The organism is Streptomyces sp. NPDC028711, assembly GCF_055565415.1.
Genome location: NZ_JBVHUJ010000004.1, coordinates 287994 through 302681 on the forward strand (window position 1 = coordinate 287994; position 14688 = coordinate 302681).

Genomic DNA, 14688 nt, shown 5'->3' on the forward strand with positions numbered 1-14688 from the left:
GATGAGCACCATTGACATCCTTTCGCCGGCAGGCGACAAGACCGGGACCGTCGAGCTCCCCGAGGAGATCTTCGGCGCCAAGGTCAGCGTTCCGCTGATCCACCAGGTCGTCGTCGCGCAGCTGGCCGCGGCCCGTCAGGGCACGCACAAGACCAAGCGCCGTGGCGAAGTCCGCGGTGGTGGCAAGAAGCCGTACCGCCAGAAGGGCACCGGCCGCGCCCGTCAGGGTTCGACCCGCGCCCCGCAGTTCGCCGGCGGTGGCGTCGTCCACGGCCCGCAGCCGCGTGACTACTCGCAGCGGACCCCGAAGAAGATGAAGGTCGCCGCCCTCCGCGGTGCCCTCTCGGACCGGGCCACCCACTCCCGCATCCACGTCGTCACCGGCGTGGTCGAGGGTGATGTCTCCACCAAGGCCGCGAAGACGCTGTTCGGCAAGATCTCGGAGCGCAAGAACCTGCTCCTGGTCGTCGAGCGCTCCGACGAGGCCGCGTGGCTGTCCGCTCGTAACCTGCCCCAGGTGCACATCCTGGAGCCGGGCCAGCTCAACACGTACGACGTGATCGTCTCCGACGACGTGGTCTTCACCCAGGCCGCCCTCGAGTCCTTCGTGTCTGGCCCCCAGACCGCTGAGACCGAAGGGAGCGACGCCTGATGACTGAGGCCGTCGTCACCAGCAAGACCTTCTCGGACCCGCGCGACATTCTCGTCAAGCCGGTTGTCTCGGAGAAGAGCTACGCCCTGCTGGACGAGAACAAGTACACGTTCATCGTCGCGCCTGGCTCCAACAAGACCCAGATCAAGCAGGCCGTCGAGGCGGTCTTCTCGGTCAAGGTCACCGGGGTCAACACGATCAACCGCCAGGGCAAGCGCAAGCGCACCAAGGCCGGTTTCGGTAAGCGCAAGGACACCAAGCGCGCCATCGTGACCCTTGCCGAGGGCAACCGTATCGACATCTTCGGCGGTCCGACCGCCTAACGGCGGTCTGGATCGTCCGGAATCGGACGAGGACTGAGAAATGGGAATCCGCAAGTACAAGCCGACTACGCCGGGCCGTCGTGGCTCCTCCGTAGCCGACTTCGTCGAGATCACGCGGTCCACGCCGGAGAAGTCGCTGGTTCGCCCTCTGCACAGCAAGGGCGGCCGTAACAACACCGGCCGGATCACCGTGCGCCACCAGGGCGGTGGCCACAAGCGTGCCTACCGCGTGATCGACTTCCGTCGTCACGACAAGGACGGCGTGCCGGCGAAGGTCGCTCACATCGAGTACGACCCCAACCGCACCGCGCGCATCGCGCTGCTCCACTACGTGGACGGCGAGAAGCGCTACATCATCGCCCCCAAGGGTCTGACGCAGGGTGACCGCGTCGAGAACGGCCCCGGCGCTGACATCAAGCCCGGCAACAACCTGGCGCTCCGCAACATCCCGGTCGGTACCACGATCCACGCGATCGAGCTCCGTCCCGGTGGCGGCGCCAAGTTCGCGCGCTCCGCTGGTGCCTCCGTGCAGCTGCTGGCGAAGGAGGGCACGATGGCCCACCTTCGTATGCCGTCCGGTGAGATCCGTCTCGTCGACGCCCGCTGCCGCGCCACCATCGGCGAGGTCGGCAACGCCGAGCAGTCGAACATCAACTGGGGCAAGGCCGGCCGTAAGCGCTGGCTGGGTGTTCGCCCGACCGTCCGCGGTGTGGCGATGAACCCGGTGGACCACCCGCACGGTGGTGGTGAGGGCAAGACCTCCGGTGGTCGTCACCCGGTCTCCCCGTGGGGTCAGAAGGAGGGTCGTACTCGCTCGCCGAAGAAGGCTTCGAGCAAGTACATCGTCCGCCGCCGCAAGACGAACAAGAAGCGCTAGGAGCGGGTTTAGATGCCGCGCAGTCTCAAGAAGGGACCCTTCGTCGACGGACACCTCGTAAAGAAGGTGGACGTACAGAACGAAGCCGGTACCAAGAACGTCATCAAGACCTGGTCCCGTCGCTCGATGATCATCCCGGCCATGCTCGGCCACACGATCGCGGTGCACAACGGCAAGACCCACATTCCGGTGTTTGTCACCGAGTCGATGGTCGGCCACAAGCTCGGCGAGTTCTCGCCGACGCGCACCTTCCGGGGTCACGTGAAGGACGACCGGAAGTCGAAGCGCCGCTAGTAGCGGGGTGGAATCGACCATGACAGACACTGGAAGGACAACCATGGAAGCCAGGGCCCAGGCGCGGTACATCCGCGTCACGCCCATGAAGGCCCGCCGCGTGGTGGACCTTATCCGTGGCATGGACGCCACGGAGGCTCAGGCGGTCCTGCGTTTCGCCCCGCAGGCCGCGAGCGTGCCGGTTGGCAAGGTGCTGGACAGCGCCATTGCCAACGCCGCGCACAACTACGACCACACTGACGCCTCTTCGCTGGTCATCAGCGAGGCGTACGTGGATGAGGGCCCGACCCTGAAGCGGTTCCGTCCGCGTGCTCAGGGCCGTGCCTACCGGATCCGTAAGCGGACCAGCCACATCACCGTGGTCGTCAGCAGCAAGGAAGGAACCCGGTAATGGGCCAGAAGGTTAACCCGCATGGGTTCCGGCTCGGCATCACCACGGACTTCAAGTCCCGCTGGTACGCCGACAAGCTGTACAAGGACTACGTCAAGGAAGACGTCGCCATCCGTCGGATGATGACGTCCGGCATGGAGCGCGCCGGCATCTCGAAGGTTGAGATCGAGCGCACCCGTGACCGCGTGCGGGTGGACATCCACACCGCGCGTCCCGGCATCGTCATCGGCCGCCGCGGCGCCGAGGCCGACCGCATCCGCGGCGACCTCGAAAAGCTCACGGGCAAGCAGGTCCAGCTGAACATCCTCGAGGTCAAGAACCCCGAGATGGACGCTCAGCTGGTCGCCCAGGCCGTTGCCGAGCAGCTCTCCTCCCGCGTCTCCTTCCGTCGCGCCATGCGTAAGAGCATGCAGGGCACGATGAAGGCCGGCGCCAAGGGCATCAAGATCCAGTGCGGCGGTCGTCTCGGCGGCGCCGAGATGTCCCGCTCGGAGTTCTACCGCGAGGGCCGTGTGCCGCTGCACACGCTCCGCGCGAACGTGGACTACGGCTTCTTCGAGGCCAAGACGACCTTCGGTCGCATTGGCGTGAAGGTCTGGATCTACAAGGGCGACGTCAAGAACATCGCCGAGGTCCGCGCCGAGAACGCTGCGGCCCGTGCGGGTAACCGCCCGGCCCGTGGCGCGGGTGGCGCTGGCGACCGTCCCGCCGGCCGTGGTGGCCGCGGTGGCGAGCGTGGCGGCCGCGGCCGCAAGCCGCAGCAGCAGTCCGCGCCGGCTGCCGAGGCCCCCAAGGCCGACGCTCCCGCCGCCGCTGCCGCTCCGGCTGAGAGCACCGGAACGGAGGCCTGACCGAAATGCTGATCCCCCGTAGGGTCAAGCACCGCAAGCAGCACCACCCCAAGCGCTCGGGTATGAGCAAGGGTGGTACGCAGGTTGCGTTCGGCGAGTACGGCATTCAGGCCCTCACGCCGGCGTACGTGACGAACCGCCAGATCGAGGCTGCTCGTATCGCGATGACCCGCCACATCAAGCGTGGCGGCAAGGTCTGGATCAACATCTACCCGGACCGTCCCCTGACGAAGAAGCCCGCCGAGACCCGCATGGGTTCCGGTAAGGGTTCTCCGGAGTGGTGGATCGCGAACGTCAAGCCGGGTCGGGTGATGTTCGAACTGTCCTACCCGAACGAGAAGATCGCGCGCGAGGCCCTGACCCGTGCGGCCCACAAGCTGCCGATGAAGTGCAAGATCGTTAAGCGCGAAGCAGGTGAGCTGTGATGTCGGCCGGTACCAAGGCGTCCGAGCTGCGCGAGCTGGGCAACGAGGAGCTTCTCAACAAGCTCCGCGAAGCCAAGGAAGAGCTGTTCAACCTCCGCTTCCAGGCGGCGACCGGCCAGCTCGAGAACCACGGGCGGCTCAAGTCCGTCCGCAAGGACATCGCGCGGATCTACACCCTGATGCGTGAGCGCGAGCTGGGCATCGAGACGGTGGAGAGCGCCTGATGAGCGAGAGCAACGTGACTGAGCAGAAGACCGAGCGCAACGCTCGCAAGGTCCGCGAGGGCCTGGTCGTCAGCGACAAGATGGACAAGACCGTCGTCGTCGCCGTCGAGGACCGCGTCAAGCACGCGCTGTACGGCAAGGTCATCCGCCGTACGAACAAGCTCAAGGCTCACGACGAGCAGAACGCTGCCGGCATCGGTGACCGCGTCCTCCTGATGGAGACCCGGAAGCTGTCGTCGACCAAGCACTGGCGCGTCGTCGAGATCCTCGAGAAGGCCAAGTAATTCTTGAGGGGGTAACCCTTCAAGTTCGTTCCGCCAGGCTCGGCGGAGGAGCGCTGATCGTTCAGCGCTCCTCCGCCGGGAACCGGCAGACAATCAGGAGATAGACGTGATCCAGCAGGAGTCGCGACTGCGTGTCGCCGACAACACTGGTGCCAAGGAGATCCTTTGCATCCGTGTTCTCGGTGGCTCGGGTCGCCGCTACGCGGGCATCGGTGACGTCATCGTCGCCACCGTCAAGGACGCGATCCCCGGTGGCAACGTGAAGAAGGGTGACGTCGTCAAGGCGGTCATCGTTCGCACCGTCAAGGAGCGCCGCCGCCAGGACGGCTCGTACATCCGCTTCGACGAGAACGCCGCTGTCATTCTCAAGAACGACGGCGACCCTCGTGGCACCCGTATCTTCGGCCCGGTCGGCCGTGAGCTGCGCGAGAAGAAGTTCATGAAGATCATCTCGCTCGCGCCGGAGGTGCTGTAAGCATGAAGATCAAGAAGGGCGACCTGGTCCAGGTCATCACCGGTAAGGACAAGGGCAAGCAGGGCAAGGTCATCACGGCCTTCCCCCGCGAGAACCGCGTCCTCGTCGAGGGTGTCAACCGGGTCAAGAAGCACACCAAGGCCGGCCCGTCGCAGGCCGGTGGCATCGTCACCACCGAGGCTCCGGTCCACGTCTCCAACGTCCAGCTGGTCGTGGAGAAGGACGGCCAGAAGGTCGTCACGCGTGTCGGTTACCGCTTCGACGACGAGGGCAACAAGATCCGCGTTGCCAAGCGGACGGGTGAGGACATCTGATGGCTACCACCACTCCGCGTCTCAAGACGAAGTACCGCGAGGAGATCGCGGGCAAGCTGCGTGAGGAGTTCTCGTACGAGAACGTCATGCAGGTTCCCGGCCTCGTCAAGATCGTGGTCAACATGGGTGTCGGCGACGCCGCCCGTGACTCGAAGCTCATGGACGGTGCCGTCCGTGACCTGACCACCATCACCGGTCAGAAGCCGGCCGTCACCAAGGCCCGCAAGTCCATCGCGCAGTTCAAGCTCCGCGAGGGACAGCCGATCGGTGCGCACGTCACCCTCCGTGGCGACCGCATGTGGGAGTTCCTGGACCGCACCCTGTCGCTCGCGCTTCCGCGCATCCGCGACTTCCGTGGTCTGTCCCCCAAGCAGTTCGACGGGCGTGGCAACTACACCTTCGGTCTCACGGAGCAGGTCATGTTCCACGAGATCGACCAGGACAAGATCGACCGTGTCCGGGGTATGGACATCACCGTGGTGACCACGGCGACCAACGACGACGAGGGCCGTGCCCTTCTGCGTCACCTCGGCTTCCCGTTCAAGGAGGCGTAAGCGAGATGGCGAAGAAGGCTCTCATCGCGAAGGCTGCCCGCAAGCCCAAGTTCGGCGTGCGTGGCTACACGCGCTGCCAGCGTTGTGGTCGACCCCACTCCGTGTACCGCAAGTTCGGCCTGTGCCGCGTGTGCCTTCGTGAGATGGCTCACCGTGGCGAGCTGCCGGGCGTGACCAAGAGCTCCTGGTAATCCCTTACTTGGGATGACCGGAGTCTCTCGGTAAGCACTGGGTTGGCGGATGCCCAGGCCTCCATGGCTTAGGCTAGGAGGGTTGGGCGTCCGCCGCCCGTACGACTTACTACGCCGTAGGTCCCCGCGCCGCACCCGTCCCGCCCCTGTGTGGGGAGAGGGATGGCGCATACAGGAAACCCCGGCGAGAGAGGCCGAAGGCCAATTCATGACCATGACTGATCCGATCGCGGACATGCTGACTCGTCTGCGTAACGCGAACTCGGCATACCACGACTCCGTGACGATGCCGCACAGCAAGATCAAGTCTCACATCGCGGAAATCCTCCAGCAGGAGGGCTTCATCACGGGCTGGAAGGTCGAGGACGCCGAGGTCGGCAAGAACCTCGTCCTCGAGCTCAAGTTCGGTCCGAACCGTGAGCGCTCCATCGCGGGCATCAAGCGGATCTCGAAGCCGGGCCTCCGTGTGTACGCGAAGTCCACCAACCTGCCGAAGGTCCTCGGCGGCCTGGGCGTGGCGATCATCTCCACGTCCCACGGTCTCCTGACCGGCCAGCAGGCAGGCAAGAAGGGCGTAGGTGGGGAAGTCCTCGCCTACGTCTGGTAGTCGGGAAAGGAAGGAAAGCTCATGTCGCGTATTGGCAAGCTGCCTATCCAGGTTCCCGCCGGCGTGGACGTCACCATCGATGGCCGCACGGTCACGGTGAAGGGTTCCAAGGGCACCCTGAGCCACACCGTCGCCGCGCCGATCGAGATCGTTAAGGGCGAGGATGGCGTGCTCAACGTCAACCGTCCGAACGACGAGCGTCAGAACAAGGCCCTTCACGGCCTGTCCCGCACGCTGGTGGCCAACATGATCACCGGTGTGACCCAGGGTTACGTGAAGGCGCTCGAGATCAGCGGTGTCGGTTACCGCGTCGCCGCGAAGGGCTCCAGCCTGGAGTTCCAGCTCGGTTACAGCCACCCGATCCTGATCGAGGCGCCCGAGGGCATCTCGTTCAAGGTCGAGTCGCCGACCAAGTTCTCGGTCGAGGGCATCGACAAGCAGAAGGTCGGCGAGGTCGCGGCGAACATCCGCAAGCTGCGGAAGCCCGACCCGTACAAGGCCAAGGGCGTCAAGTACGCCGGCGAGGTCATCCGCCGCAAGGTCGGAAAGGCTGGTAAGTAAGCCATGGCATACGGTGTGAAGATCGCCAAGGGCGACGCTTACAAGCGTGCGGCCAAGGCTCGCCGCCACATCCGCATCCGCAAGAACGTGTCGGGTACGGCGGAGCGTCCGCGCCTCGTCGTGACGCGTTCGAACCGCGGTATCACCGCTCAGGTCATCGACGACCTCAAGGGTCACACCCTTGCGTCCGCGTCGAACCTGGACGCGTCGATCCGTGGTGGCGAGGGTGACAAGTCCGCGCAGGCCAAGCAGGTCGGTGCTCTCGTCGCTGAGCGCGCCAAGGCCGCTGGTGTCGAGGCTGTCGTGTTCGACCGTGGTGGCAACAGGTACGCCGGGCGCATTGCCGCTCTGGCTGACGCCGCCCGCGAAGCCGGGCTGAAGTTCTAAGCCCCGGTTCCGGGACTAACGGACGTAACAGAGAGAGGTAAATCCAATGGCTGGACCCCAGCGCCGCGGAAGCGGTGCCGGTGGCGGCGAGCGGCGGGACCGGAAGGGCCGCGACGGTGGCGCTGCCGCCGAGAAGACCGCGTACGTTGAGCGCGTTGTCGCGATCAACCGCGTCGCCAAGGTTGTCAAGGGTGGTCGCCGCTTCAGCTTCACCGCGCTGGTCGTGGTGGGCGACGGTGACGGCACCGTAGGTGTCGGTTACGGCAAGGCCAAGGAAGTTCCCGCGGCCATCGCCAAGGGTGTCGAGGAAGCCAAGAAGAACTTCTTCAAGGTTCCGCGCATCCAGGGCACCATCCCTCACCCGATCACGGGCGAGCGTGCCGCGGGCGTCGTGCTCCTGAAGCCGGCTTCCCCCGGTACCGGTGTTATCGCCGGTGGCCCGGTGCGCGCCGTTCTGGAGTGCGCCGGCGTTCACGACATCCTGTCGAAGTCGCTCGGCTCTTCGAACGCGATCAACATCGTGCACGCGACCGTGGCGGCCCTCAAGGGCCTGCAGCGTCCCGAGGAGATCGCGGCTCGCCGTGGTCTGCCCCTCGAGGACGTCGCCCCCGCGGCTCTGCTCCGTGCGCGTGCTGGGGCGGGTGCGTAATGGCTCGCCTCAAGGTCACGCAGACGAAGTCGTACATCGGCAGCAAGCAGAACCACCGCGACACCCTGCGTTCGCTCGGCCTCAAGAAGGTCAACGACGTGGTTGTCAAGGAGGATCGTCCCGAGTTCCGCGGCATGGTGCACACCGTCCGCCACCTCGTGACGGTCGAGGAGGTTGACTGACATGGCGGAGAACAGCCCGCTGAAGGCCCACAACCTCCGTCCCGCCCCCGGTGCCAAGACCGCGAAGACCCGTGTCGGTCGTGGTGAGGCGTCGAAGGGTAAGACGGCTGGTCGTGGTACGAAGGGTACGAAGGCCCGCTACCAGGTTCCGCAGCGCTTCGAGGGCGGGCAGATGCCCCTCCACATGCGTCTGCCGAAGCTGAAGGGCTTCAAGAACCCGTTCCGCACCGAGTACCAGGTCGTGAACCTGGACAAGCTCACCGCGCTCTACCCGCAGGGTGGCGAGGTCACGGTGGCCGATCTGGTCGCCAAGGGTGCGGTTCGCAAGAACCAGCTCGTCAAGGTGCTCGGCACCGGCGAGATCACCGTGGCGCTGCAGGTGACGGTTGACGCCGTCTCCGGCTCCGCCAAGGAGAAGATCGCTGCCGCTGGCGGCACCGTCACCGAGCTCGTCTGAGACGACTCGATGGCTTGAACATCCGATCGGGGATGCCTCTCATATGGGGCATCCCCGATTGGTCGTTCCTAGGCGGGCATGGTCGCCGGTAAGGTGGCGTGCACTGTCTAGACTCCGTGCGGTATGCCTGCACGGAATTGATGACCGATACCTATTCGTCGAACCTCAAGACCGTCACCCTTGACGCATAGCGCGGGGGTCGCAGGAGGCACCGTGCTCACCGCGTTCGCCCGGGCGTTCAAGACGCCCGACCTGCGCAAGAAGCTGTTCTTCACGCTCGCCATCATCGTGCTGTACCGCCTCGGGGCCCACATCCCGGTCCCCGGCGTCAGCTACGAGGCCGTCCAAGAGTGTGTCAAGCAGGCCAGCGAGGGCAACAACAGCCTGTTCGGCCTGGTCAACATGTTCAGTGGCGGGGCGCTGCTGCAGATCACCATCTTCGCGCTCGGCATCATGCCGTACATCACGGCGAGCATCATCCTGCAGCTGCTGACCGTCGTGATCCCGCGCCTGGAAGCCCTCAAGAAGGAGGGGCAGTCGGGCACCGCCAAGATCACGCAGTACACCCGGTACCTGACCGTCGCCCTCGCCGTGCTGCAGGGCACCGGTCTCGTCGCCACCGCCAAGAGCGGTGCGCTCTTCAGCGGCTGCCGCGTCGCCGACCAGGTCGTGCCCGACCCGTCGATCTTCACCATCGCCACCATGGTCATCACGATGACCGCGGGTACCTGTGTCGTCATGTGGCTCGGTGAGCTCATCACCGACCGCGGCATCGGCAACGGCATGTCGATCCTGATGTTCATCTCGATCGCCGCCGGCTTCCCGGGCGCGCTGTGGGCCATCAAGGAGAGCGGCAAGCTCGCCAAGGGCTGGATCGAGTTCGGTACCGTCATCCTGATCGGCTTCGTGATGGTGGCCCTCGTGGTCTTCGTCGAGCAGGCCCAGCGACGCATCCCGGTGCAGTACGCGAAGCGGATGATCGGCCGGCGTTCCTACGGCGGTACGTCCACTTACATCCCGTTGAAGGTGAACCAGGCAGGTGTGATTCCTGTCATCTTCGCGTCGTCGCTGCTCTACATCCCGGCCTTGATCGCCCAGTTCTCCAGCTCCACCGCAGGGTGGAAGACCTGGATCGAAGCCCACTTCGTCAAGGGTGACCACCCCTACTACATCGCTACGTACTTCCTCCTGATCGTGTTCTTCGCCTTCTTCTACGTGGCGATCTCGTTCAACCCCGAGGAAGTCGCGGACAACATGAAGAAGTATGGTGGCTTCATCCCGGGTATCCGGGCTGGTCGACCTACTGCCGAGTATCTGAGCTACGTGCTCAACCGGATCACTTGGCCGGGCTCGCTGTACTTGGGTCTGATCGCTCTTGTGCCGACGATGGCGTTGGCAGGCTTCGGTGGCGCCAATGCCAACTTCCCCTTCGGCGGGACGAGCATCCTCATCATCGTGGGTGTGGGGCTGGAGACCGTGAAGCAGATCGAGAGCCAGCTCCAGCAGCGCAATTACGAAGGGTTCCTCCGCTGATGCGAATCGTCCTCGTCGGACCGCCCGGTGCCGGCAAGGGTACGCAGGCCGCGTTCCTTGCCAGGAACCTGGACATCCCGCACATCTCCACGGGTGACCTGTTCCGCGCCAACATCTCTCAGGGCACGGAGCTGGGTCTGAAGGCCAAGGCGTTCATGGACGCCGGCGACCTGGTACCCGACGAGGTGACCATCGGGATGGCCAAGGACCGGATGGCTCAGCCGGACGCCGCCAACGGCTTCCTGCTGGACGGGTTCCCCCGCAACGTGGCGCAGGCCGAGGCTCTGGACGTGGTCCTGAAGGCCGAGGACATGCAGCTCGACGCGGTCCTGGACCTGGAGGTCCCCGAGGACGAGGTCGTGAAGCGGATCGCGGGTCGCCGCACCTGCCGCAACGACAGTGCGCACGTCTTCCACGTGCTGTACAACCAGCCGAAGACCGAGGGCGTCTGCGACGTCTGCGGCGGCGAGCTCTACCAGCGTCCGGACGACTCCGAGGAGACCGTCCGCAAGCGCCTGGAGGTCTACCACACGCAGACCGAGCCGATCATCGACTACTACCGGGCGCAGAACCTGGTCGTGACGATCACGGCGCTCGGCAAGGTGGACGAGGTCACCGCGAAGGCGATGGCCGCGCTCAAGAAGTAACCCCGCTTCGTCCGATACGGCCGCGGTGCCCCTCAGGGGCGCCGCGGCCGTATCGTTGTTCTGTTCCCCGTACTCGATGGAAAGGCCGCGGCCACGATGGTGCAGATCAAGACCCCCGAGCAGATCGCGAAGATGCGTGAGGCGGGCCTGGTCGTCGCCGCCATCCACGCGGCGACCCGCGAGGCCGCCGTGCCGGGCGCCACGACGAAGGACCTCGACGAGGTCGCGCGGAAGGTGATCGCCGACCACGGGGCGAAGTCGAACTTCCTCGGGTACGGCGGGTTCCCCGCGACGATCTGCACCTCGGTCAACGAGGTCGTCGTCCACGGCATCCCCGACGACAAGACCGTCCTCAAGGACGGCGACATCATCTCCATCGACTGCGGCGCGATCGTGGACGGCTGGCACGGCGACGCCGCGTACACGGCCTTCGTGGGCACCGGGCACGCGCCCGAGCTCGTCGAGCTCTCCCGCGTCACGGAGGAGTCGATGTGGGCCGGTATCGCGGCCATGAAGCTCGGCAACCGGCTCGTCGACATCTCGAAGGCGATCGAGACGTACATCAAGCGGCAGCCGCGGCCGGCGGTCGGCGACCACAGCCTCGGCCGGTACGGGATCATCGAGGACTACGGCGGCCACGGCATCGGCACCGAGATGCACATGGACCCGCACCTCCTGAACTACGTCTCCCGCAAGCGCGGCAAGGGCCCGAAGCTGGTCCCCGGCTTCTGCCTGGCGATCGAGCCGATGGTCTCCCTCGGCACCCCGCAGACGGAGGTCCTGAAGGACGACTGGACGGTCATCACGACCGACGGCACCTGGTCGTCGCACTGGGAGCACTCGGTCGCGCTGACGGAGGAGGGCCCGCTGGTCCTCACGGCGGTCGACGGCGGCAAGGCGAAGCTGGCGGAGCTCGGTGTGACCGCGGCGCCCGATCCGCTGGCGTAGCACGCGCGTCGGGGGACGGGTTCCGCCGGCGTAGTGATCTCCAACCCTGGGCAGACTTACCGATTCGTCTTTTCCTGGGGCCTGACGTAGACTGATGCGTCGGTTCTCGTGTACCCGTGTGTCCGCATGCGGCGGCGAGAGTCGATCAAGGTAGCCGATTCGAAAGGCGAAGCGTGGCCAAGAAGCAAGGTGCCATCGAAATCGAGGGCACCGTGATCGAGTCCCTCCCGAACGCCATGTTCAAGGTGGAACTCCAGAACGGTCACAAGGTCCTCGCGCACATCTCCGGCAAGATGCGGATGCACTACATCCGAATCCTTCCGGACGACCGGGTTGTCGTGGAGCTCTCTCCGTACGACCTGACGCGTGGCCGGATCGTCTACCGCTACAAGTAGATCTTGCCCGCACCCCGCCTCCGTGCGCGGGTGGTGGCACTGACCCGGAGAACCTCACACCCATGAAGGTCAAGCCGAGCGTCAAGAAGATCTGCGACAAGTGCAAGGTGATCCGCCGTCACGGCCGGGTCATGGTCATCTGCGACAACCTGCGCCACAAGCAGCGCCAGGGCTGACGCACGCCGACCGACCTGCATTTCGCAGTTCTTCGCGCGACGCATAGCAGTACGTACATACGCAGAGCCCGTCGGGCCGTTCTTCAACGGTTGACGGCACCTCCGGCGGGGGCCGGGGACCCGGACGTACCACTCTTCGAAACCTCGAGGAGTCGGCGGTCGGGAGCGGTTCTGCAGCAGACCCCCGAGAACACAGGAGCCATTGAATGGCACGCGTTTCCGGTGTTGACATCCCGCGCGAAAAGCGTGTGGTGGTCGCACTCACCTACGTCTTCGGTATCGGACGTACCCGGTCCGAGGAGATCCTCGTCGCGACCGGCGTGAACCCGTCCACCCGTGTCCGCGACCTTGCCGAGGAAGACCTCGTCAAGATCCGCGAGTACGTGGACGCCAACCTCCAGACCGAGGGTGACCTCCGCCGCGAGATCGCCGCCGACATCCGCCGCAAGGTCGAGATCGGCTGCTACCAGGGCCTGCGCCACCGTCGTGGCCTGCCCGTCCGCGGCCAGCGCACCAGCACGAACGCTCGTACCCGCAAGGGCCCGCGTCGCGCCATCGCCGGCAAGAAGAAGCCGGGCAAGAAGTAGTCCTCAGCGGACGCTTGACCAAGCGGTCTTCGCTGTAGGACCGACCACCTCCCGTAGGAGTTATAGATGCCCCCCAAGGGTCGTCAGGGTGCCGCCAAGAAGGTGCGCCGCAAGGAAAAGAAGAACGTCGCTCATGGGCACGCCCACATCAAGAGCACGTTCAACAACACGATCGTCTCGATCACGGACCCCTCGGGCAACGTGATCTCCTGGGCCTCCGCCGGCCACGTCGGCTTCAAGGGCTCGCGCAAGTCGACTCCGTTCGCCGCGCAGATGGCCGCCGAGTCGGCCGCCCGCCGCGCGCAGGAGCACGGCATGCGCAAGGTCGACGTCTTCGTCAAGGGTCCCGGCTCCGGCCGCGAGACCGCGATCCGCTCCCTCCAGGCCACGGGCCTCGAGGTCGGTTCGATCCAGGACGTCACCCCCACGCCGCACAACGGCTGCCGTCCCCCCAAGCGCCGCCGCGTCTGACGCACGGCTGCTTGATCAGGACTTCGGGCGGTACGGCTCTTCGGACCGTGCCGCCCGTACCCTTGTAGGTGCTACATCCCGTCGGGCGTCAAATAGTGGGCGTCCACGACTGAAGGACAAGACATGCTGATCGCTCAGCGTCCGTCGCTGACCGAAGAGGTCGTCGACGAGTTCCGCTCCCGGTTCGTCATCGAGCCGCTGGAGCCGGGCTTCGGCTACACCCTCGGCAACTCCCTCCGCCGTACCCTCCTCTCCTCGATCCCGGGTGCCGCTGTCACCAGCATCCGCATCGACGGTGTCCTGCACGAGTTCACCACCGTGCCGGGCGTCAAGGAGGACGTCACCGACCTCATCCTCAACATCAAGCAGCTGGTCGTCTCCTCGGAGCACGACGAGCCGGTCGTGATGTACCTGCGCAAGCAGGGCCCGGGTCTGGTCACCGCCGCCGACATCGCGCCCCCGGCCGGTGTCGAGGTGCACAACCCCGACCTCGTCCTCGCCACGCTCAACGGCAAGGGCAAGCTGGAGATGGAGCTCACCGTCGAGCGCGGTCGCGGCTACGTCTCCGCCGTGCAGAACAAGCAGGCGGGCCAGGAGATCGGCCGTATCCCGGTCGACTCCATCTACTCCCCGGTGCTCAAGGTCACGTACAAGGTCGAGGCGACCCGTGTCGAGCAGCGCACCGACTTCGACAAGCTGATCGTCGACGTCGAGACCAAGCAGGCCATGCGCCCGCGTGACGCCATGGCGTCCGCCGGCAAGACCCTGGTCGAGCTGTTCGGTCTGGCGCGCGAGCTCAACATCGACGCCGAGGGCATCGACATGGGCCCGTCCCCCACGGACGCCGCCCTCGCCGCCGATCTCGCGCTGCCGATCGAGGAGCTCGAGCTCACCGTTCGTTCGTACAACTGCCTCAAGCGTGAGGGCATCCACTCCGTGGGTGAGCTCGTGGCGCGCTCCGAGGCGGACCTGCTCGACATCCGCAACTTCGGTGCGAAGTCGATCGACGAGGTCAAGGCGAAGCTGGCTGGTATGGGCCTCGCGCTGAAGGACTCGCCGCCCGGATTCGACCCGACCGCCGCGGCGGACGCCTTCGGCGCCGACGATGACGCGGACGCCGGTTTCGTCGAGACCGAGCAGTACTAGTCCCTCGGGACTGACTGTTTGATTGCTTCTGCGGGCCCGTTTCGGCTGGTCGCGCAGTTCCCCGCGCCCCTTGGGGGCGCGGGTCTC

At 65.7% G+C, this 14688-nt stretch carries 27 protein-coding genes; all 27 read left to right on the top strand.

Features of this window, described 5'->3' with window-relative positions; translation table 11 throughout:
- Window position 1 precedes the first annotated feature (1 nt).
- Complete coding sequence (gene rplD, locus ACZ4VK_RS15800; RefSeq protein WP_365784172.1) at window positions 2-652, top strand: 50S ribosomal protein L4; 651 nt, start codon at window positions 2-4, stop codon at window positions 650-652.
- Complete coding sequence (rplW, locus tag ACZ4VK_RS15805) at window positions 652-975, top strand: 50S ribosomal protein L23 (RefSeq protein WP_024755407.1); 324 nt, start codon at window positions 652-654, stop codon at window positions 973-975. Before rplD ends, rplW begins: the two co-directional genes overlap by 1 nt.
- A 40-nt stretch (window positions 976-1015) precedes the next feature.
- Entirely contained in the window at window positions 1016-1852 is an 837-nt protein-coding gene (gene rplB, locus ACZ4VK_RS15810; protein WP_030318653.1) for a 50S ribosomal protein L2, read from the top strand.
- Window positions 1853-1864: 12 nt separating this feature from the next.
- Complete coding sequence (rpsS, locus tag ACZ4VK_RS15815; protein ID WP_024755409.1) at window positions 1865-2146, top strand: 30S ribosomal protein S19; 282 nt, start codon at window positions 1865-1867, stop codon at window positions 2144-2146.
- 43 nt (window positions 2147-2189) lie between these two features.
- Complete coding sequence (gene rplV, locus ACZ4VK_RS15820) at window positions 2190-2537, top strand: 50S ribosomal protein L22 (protein WP_004571827.1); 348 nt, start codon at window positions 2190-2192, stop codon at window positions 2535-2537.
- Window positions 2537-3388, top strand: a complete 852-nt coding sequence (gene rpsC / locus ACZ4VK_RS15825; protein ID WP_030214015.1) for a 30S ribosomal protein S3 — start codon at window positions 2537-2539, stop codon at window positions 3386-3388. Before rplV ends, rpsC begins: the two co-directional genes overlap by 1 nt.
- A 5-nt stretch (window positions 3389-3393) precedes the next feature.
- Window positions 3394-3813, top strand: coding sequence for a 50S ribosomal protein L16 (gene rplP, locus ACZ4VK_RS15830; RefSeq protein ID WP_015035580.1), 420 nt, complete (start codon window positions 3394-3396; stop codon window positions 3811-3813).
- On the top strand, window positions 3813-4037 hold the full coding sequence (rpmC, locus tag ACZ4VK_RS15835) for a 50S ribosomal protein L29 (protein WP_015035581.1): 225 nt from the start codon (window positions 3813-3815) through the stop codon (window positions 4035-4037). Before rplP ends, rpmC begins: the two co-directional genes overlap by 1 nt.
- Complete coding sequence (rpsQ, locus tag ACZ4VK_RS15840) at window positions 4037-4321, top strand: 30S ribosomal protein S17 (RefSeq protein WP_053646167.1); 285 nt, start codon at window positions 4037-4039, stop codon at window positions 4319-4321. The genes rpmC and rpsQ overlap by 1 nt, the downstream gene beginning before the upstream one ends.
- Window positions 4322-4427: 106 nt before the next feature.
- A complete protein-coding gene (gene rplN, locus ACZ4VK_RS15845) occupies window positions 4428-4796 on the top strand; it encodes a 50S ribosomal protein L14 (RefSeq protein WP_003956455.1) in 369 nt (122 codons plus the stop codon).
- Window positions 4797-4798: 2 nt separating this feature from the next.
- Window positions 4799-5110: a 50S ribosomal protein L24 gene (gene rplX, locus ACZ4VK_RS15850; protein WP_030214024.1), complete on the top strand. Its 312-nt coding sequence runs from the start codon at window positions 4799-4801 to the stop codon at window positions 5108-5110.
- Window positions 5107-5664: a 50S ribosomal protein L5 gene (gene rplE / locus ACZ4VK_RS15855; RefSeq protein ID WP_106975815.1), complete on the top strand. Its 558-nt coding sequence runs from the start codon at window positions 5107-5109 to the stop codon at window positions 5662-5664. Before rplX ends, rplE begins: the two co-directional genes overlap by 4 nt.
- 5 nt (window positions 5665-5669) lie before the next feature.
- Window positions 5670-5855: a type Z 30S ribosomal protein S14 gene (locus ACZ4VK_RS15860; protein ID WP_003948630.1), complete on the top strand. Its 186-nt coding sequence runs from the start codon at window positions 5670-5672 to the stop codon at window positions 5853-5855.
- Window positions 5856-6063: 208 nt separating this feature from the next.
- Window positions 6064-6462 (top strand): 30S ribosomal protein S8, encoded by a 399-nt coding sequence (gene rpsH, locus ACZ4VK_RS15865; RefSeq protein ID WP_015035585.1) that lies wholly within the window; start codon window positions 6064-6066, stop codon window positions 6460-6462.
- A 21-nt stretch (window positions 6463-6483) separates the two neighbouring features.
- The gene (rplF, locus tag ACZ4VK_RS15870; RefSeq protein ID WP_030214030.1) at window positions 6484-7023 is read left to right on the top strand and encodes a 50S ribosomal protein L6; all 540 of its coding nucleotides are present in this window, start codon (window positions 6484-6486) and stop codon (window positions 7021-7023) included.
- A gap of 3 nt (window positions 7024-7026) precedes the next feature.
- The gene (gene rplR, locus ACZ4VK_RS15875; protein ID WP_015035587.1) at window positions 7027-7410 is read left to right on the top strand and encodes a 50S ribosomal protein L18; all 384 of its coding nucleotides are present in this window, start codon (window positions 7027-7029) and stop codon (window positions 7408-7410) included.
- A gap of 46 nt (window positions 7411-7456) precedes the next feature.
- On the top strand, window positions 7457-8059 hold the full coding sequence (rpsE, locus tag ACZ4VK_RS15880; RefSeq protein WP_030214033.1) for a 30S ribosomal protein S5: 603 nt from the start codon (window positions 7457-7459) through the stop codon (window positions 8057-8059).
- Window positions 8059-8241, top strand: coding sequence for a 50S ribosomal protein L30 (rpmD, locus tag ACZ4VK_RS15885; RefSeq protein ID WP_015035589.1), 183 nt, complete (start codon window positions 8059-8061; stop codon window positions 8239-8241). The genes rpsE and rpmD overlap by 1 nt, the downstream gene beginning before the upstream one ends.
- Before the next feature lies 1 nt (window position 8242).
- The gene (rplO, locus tag ACZ4VK_RS15890; RefSeq protein WP_030214036.1) at window positions 8243-8698 is read left to right on the top strand and encodes a 50S ribosomal protein L15; all 456 of its coding nucleotides are present in this window, start codon (window positions 8243-8245) and stop codon (window positions 8696-8698) included.
- Window positions 8699-8911: 213 nt separating this feature from the next.
- Entirely contained in the window at window positions 8912-10231 is a 1320-nt protein-coding gene (gene secY / locus ACZ4VK_RS15895) for a preprotein translocase subunit SecY (protein ID WP_468352549.1), read from the top strand.
- Window positions 10231-10878 (top strand): adenylate kinase, encoded by a 648-nt coding sequence (locus ACZ4VK_RS15900; protein WP_468352551.1) that lies wholly within the window; start codon window positions 10231-10233, stop codon window positions 10876-10878. The genes secY and ACZ4VK_RS15900 overlap by 1 nt, the downstream gene beginning before the upstream one ends.
- Before the next feature lie 96 nt (window positions 10879-10974).
- Entirely contained in the window at window positions 10975-11826 is an 852-nt protein-coding gene (map, locus tag ACZ4VK_RS15905) for a type I methionyl aminopeptidase (protein ID WP_468352553.1), read from the top strand.
- 173 nt (window positions 11827-11999) lie between these two features.
- The gene (gene infA / locus ACZ4VK_RS15910; protein ID WP_003956442.1) at window positions 12000-12221 is read left to right on the top strand and encodes a translation initiation factor IF-1; all 222 of its coding nucleotides are present in this window, start codon (window positions 12000-12002) and stop codon (window positions 12219-12221) included.
- 62 nt (window positions 12222-12283) lie between these two features.
- Window positions 12284-12397 (top strand): 50S ribosomal protein L36, encoded by a 114-nt coding sequence (gene rpmJ, locus ACZ4VK_RS15915; RefSeq protein ID WP_003956441.1) that lies wholly within the window; start codon window positions 12284-12286, stop codon window positions 12395-12397.
- A gap of 206 nt (window positions 12398-12603) precedes the next feature.
- Window positions 12604-12984 carry a 30S ribosomal protein S13 gene (gene rpsM, locus ACZ4VK_RS15920; protein ID WP_266895455.1) on the top strand — a complete coding sequence of 127 codons (381 nt, stop codon included), beginning with the start codon at window positions 12604-12606 and terminating at the stop codon, window positions 12982-12984.
- 66 nt (window positions 12985-13050) lie between these two features.
- Window positions 13051-13455 (top strand): 30S ribosomal protein S11, encoded by a 405-nt coding sequence (gene rpsK, locus ACZ4VK_RS15925; protein WP_003956432.1) that lies wholly within the window; start codon window positions 13051-13053, stop codon window positions 13453-13455.
- A 123-nt stretch (window positions 13456-13578) separates the two neighbouring features.
- Window positions 13579-14601 (top strand): DNA-directed RNA polymerase subunit alpha, encoded by a 1023-nt coding sequence (locus tag ACZ4VK_RS15930; RefSeq protein ID WP_024755423.1) that lies wholly within the window; start codon window positions 13579-13581, stop codon window positions 14599-14601.
- Window positions 14602-14688: the final 87 nt, after the last annotated feature.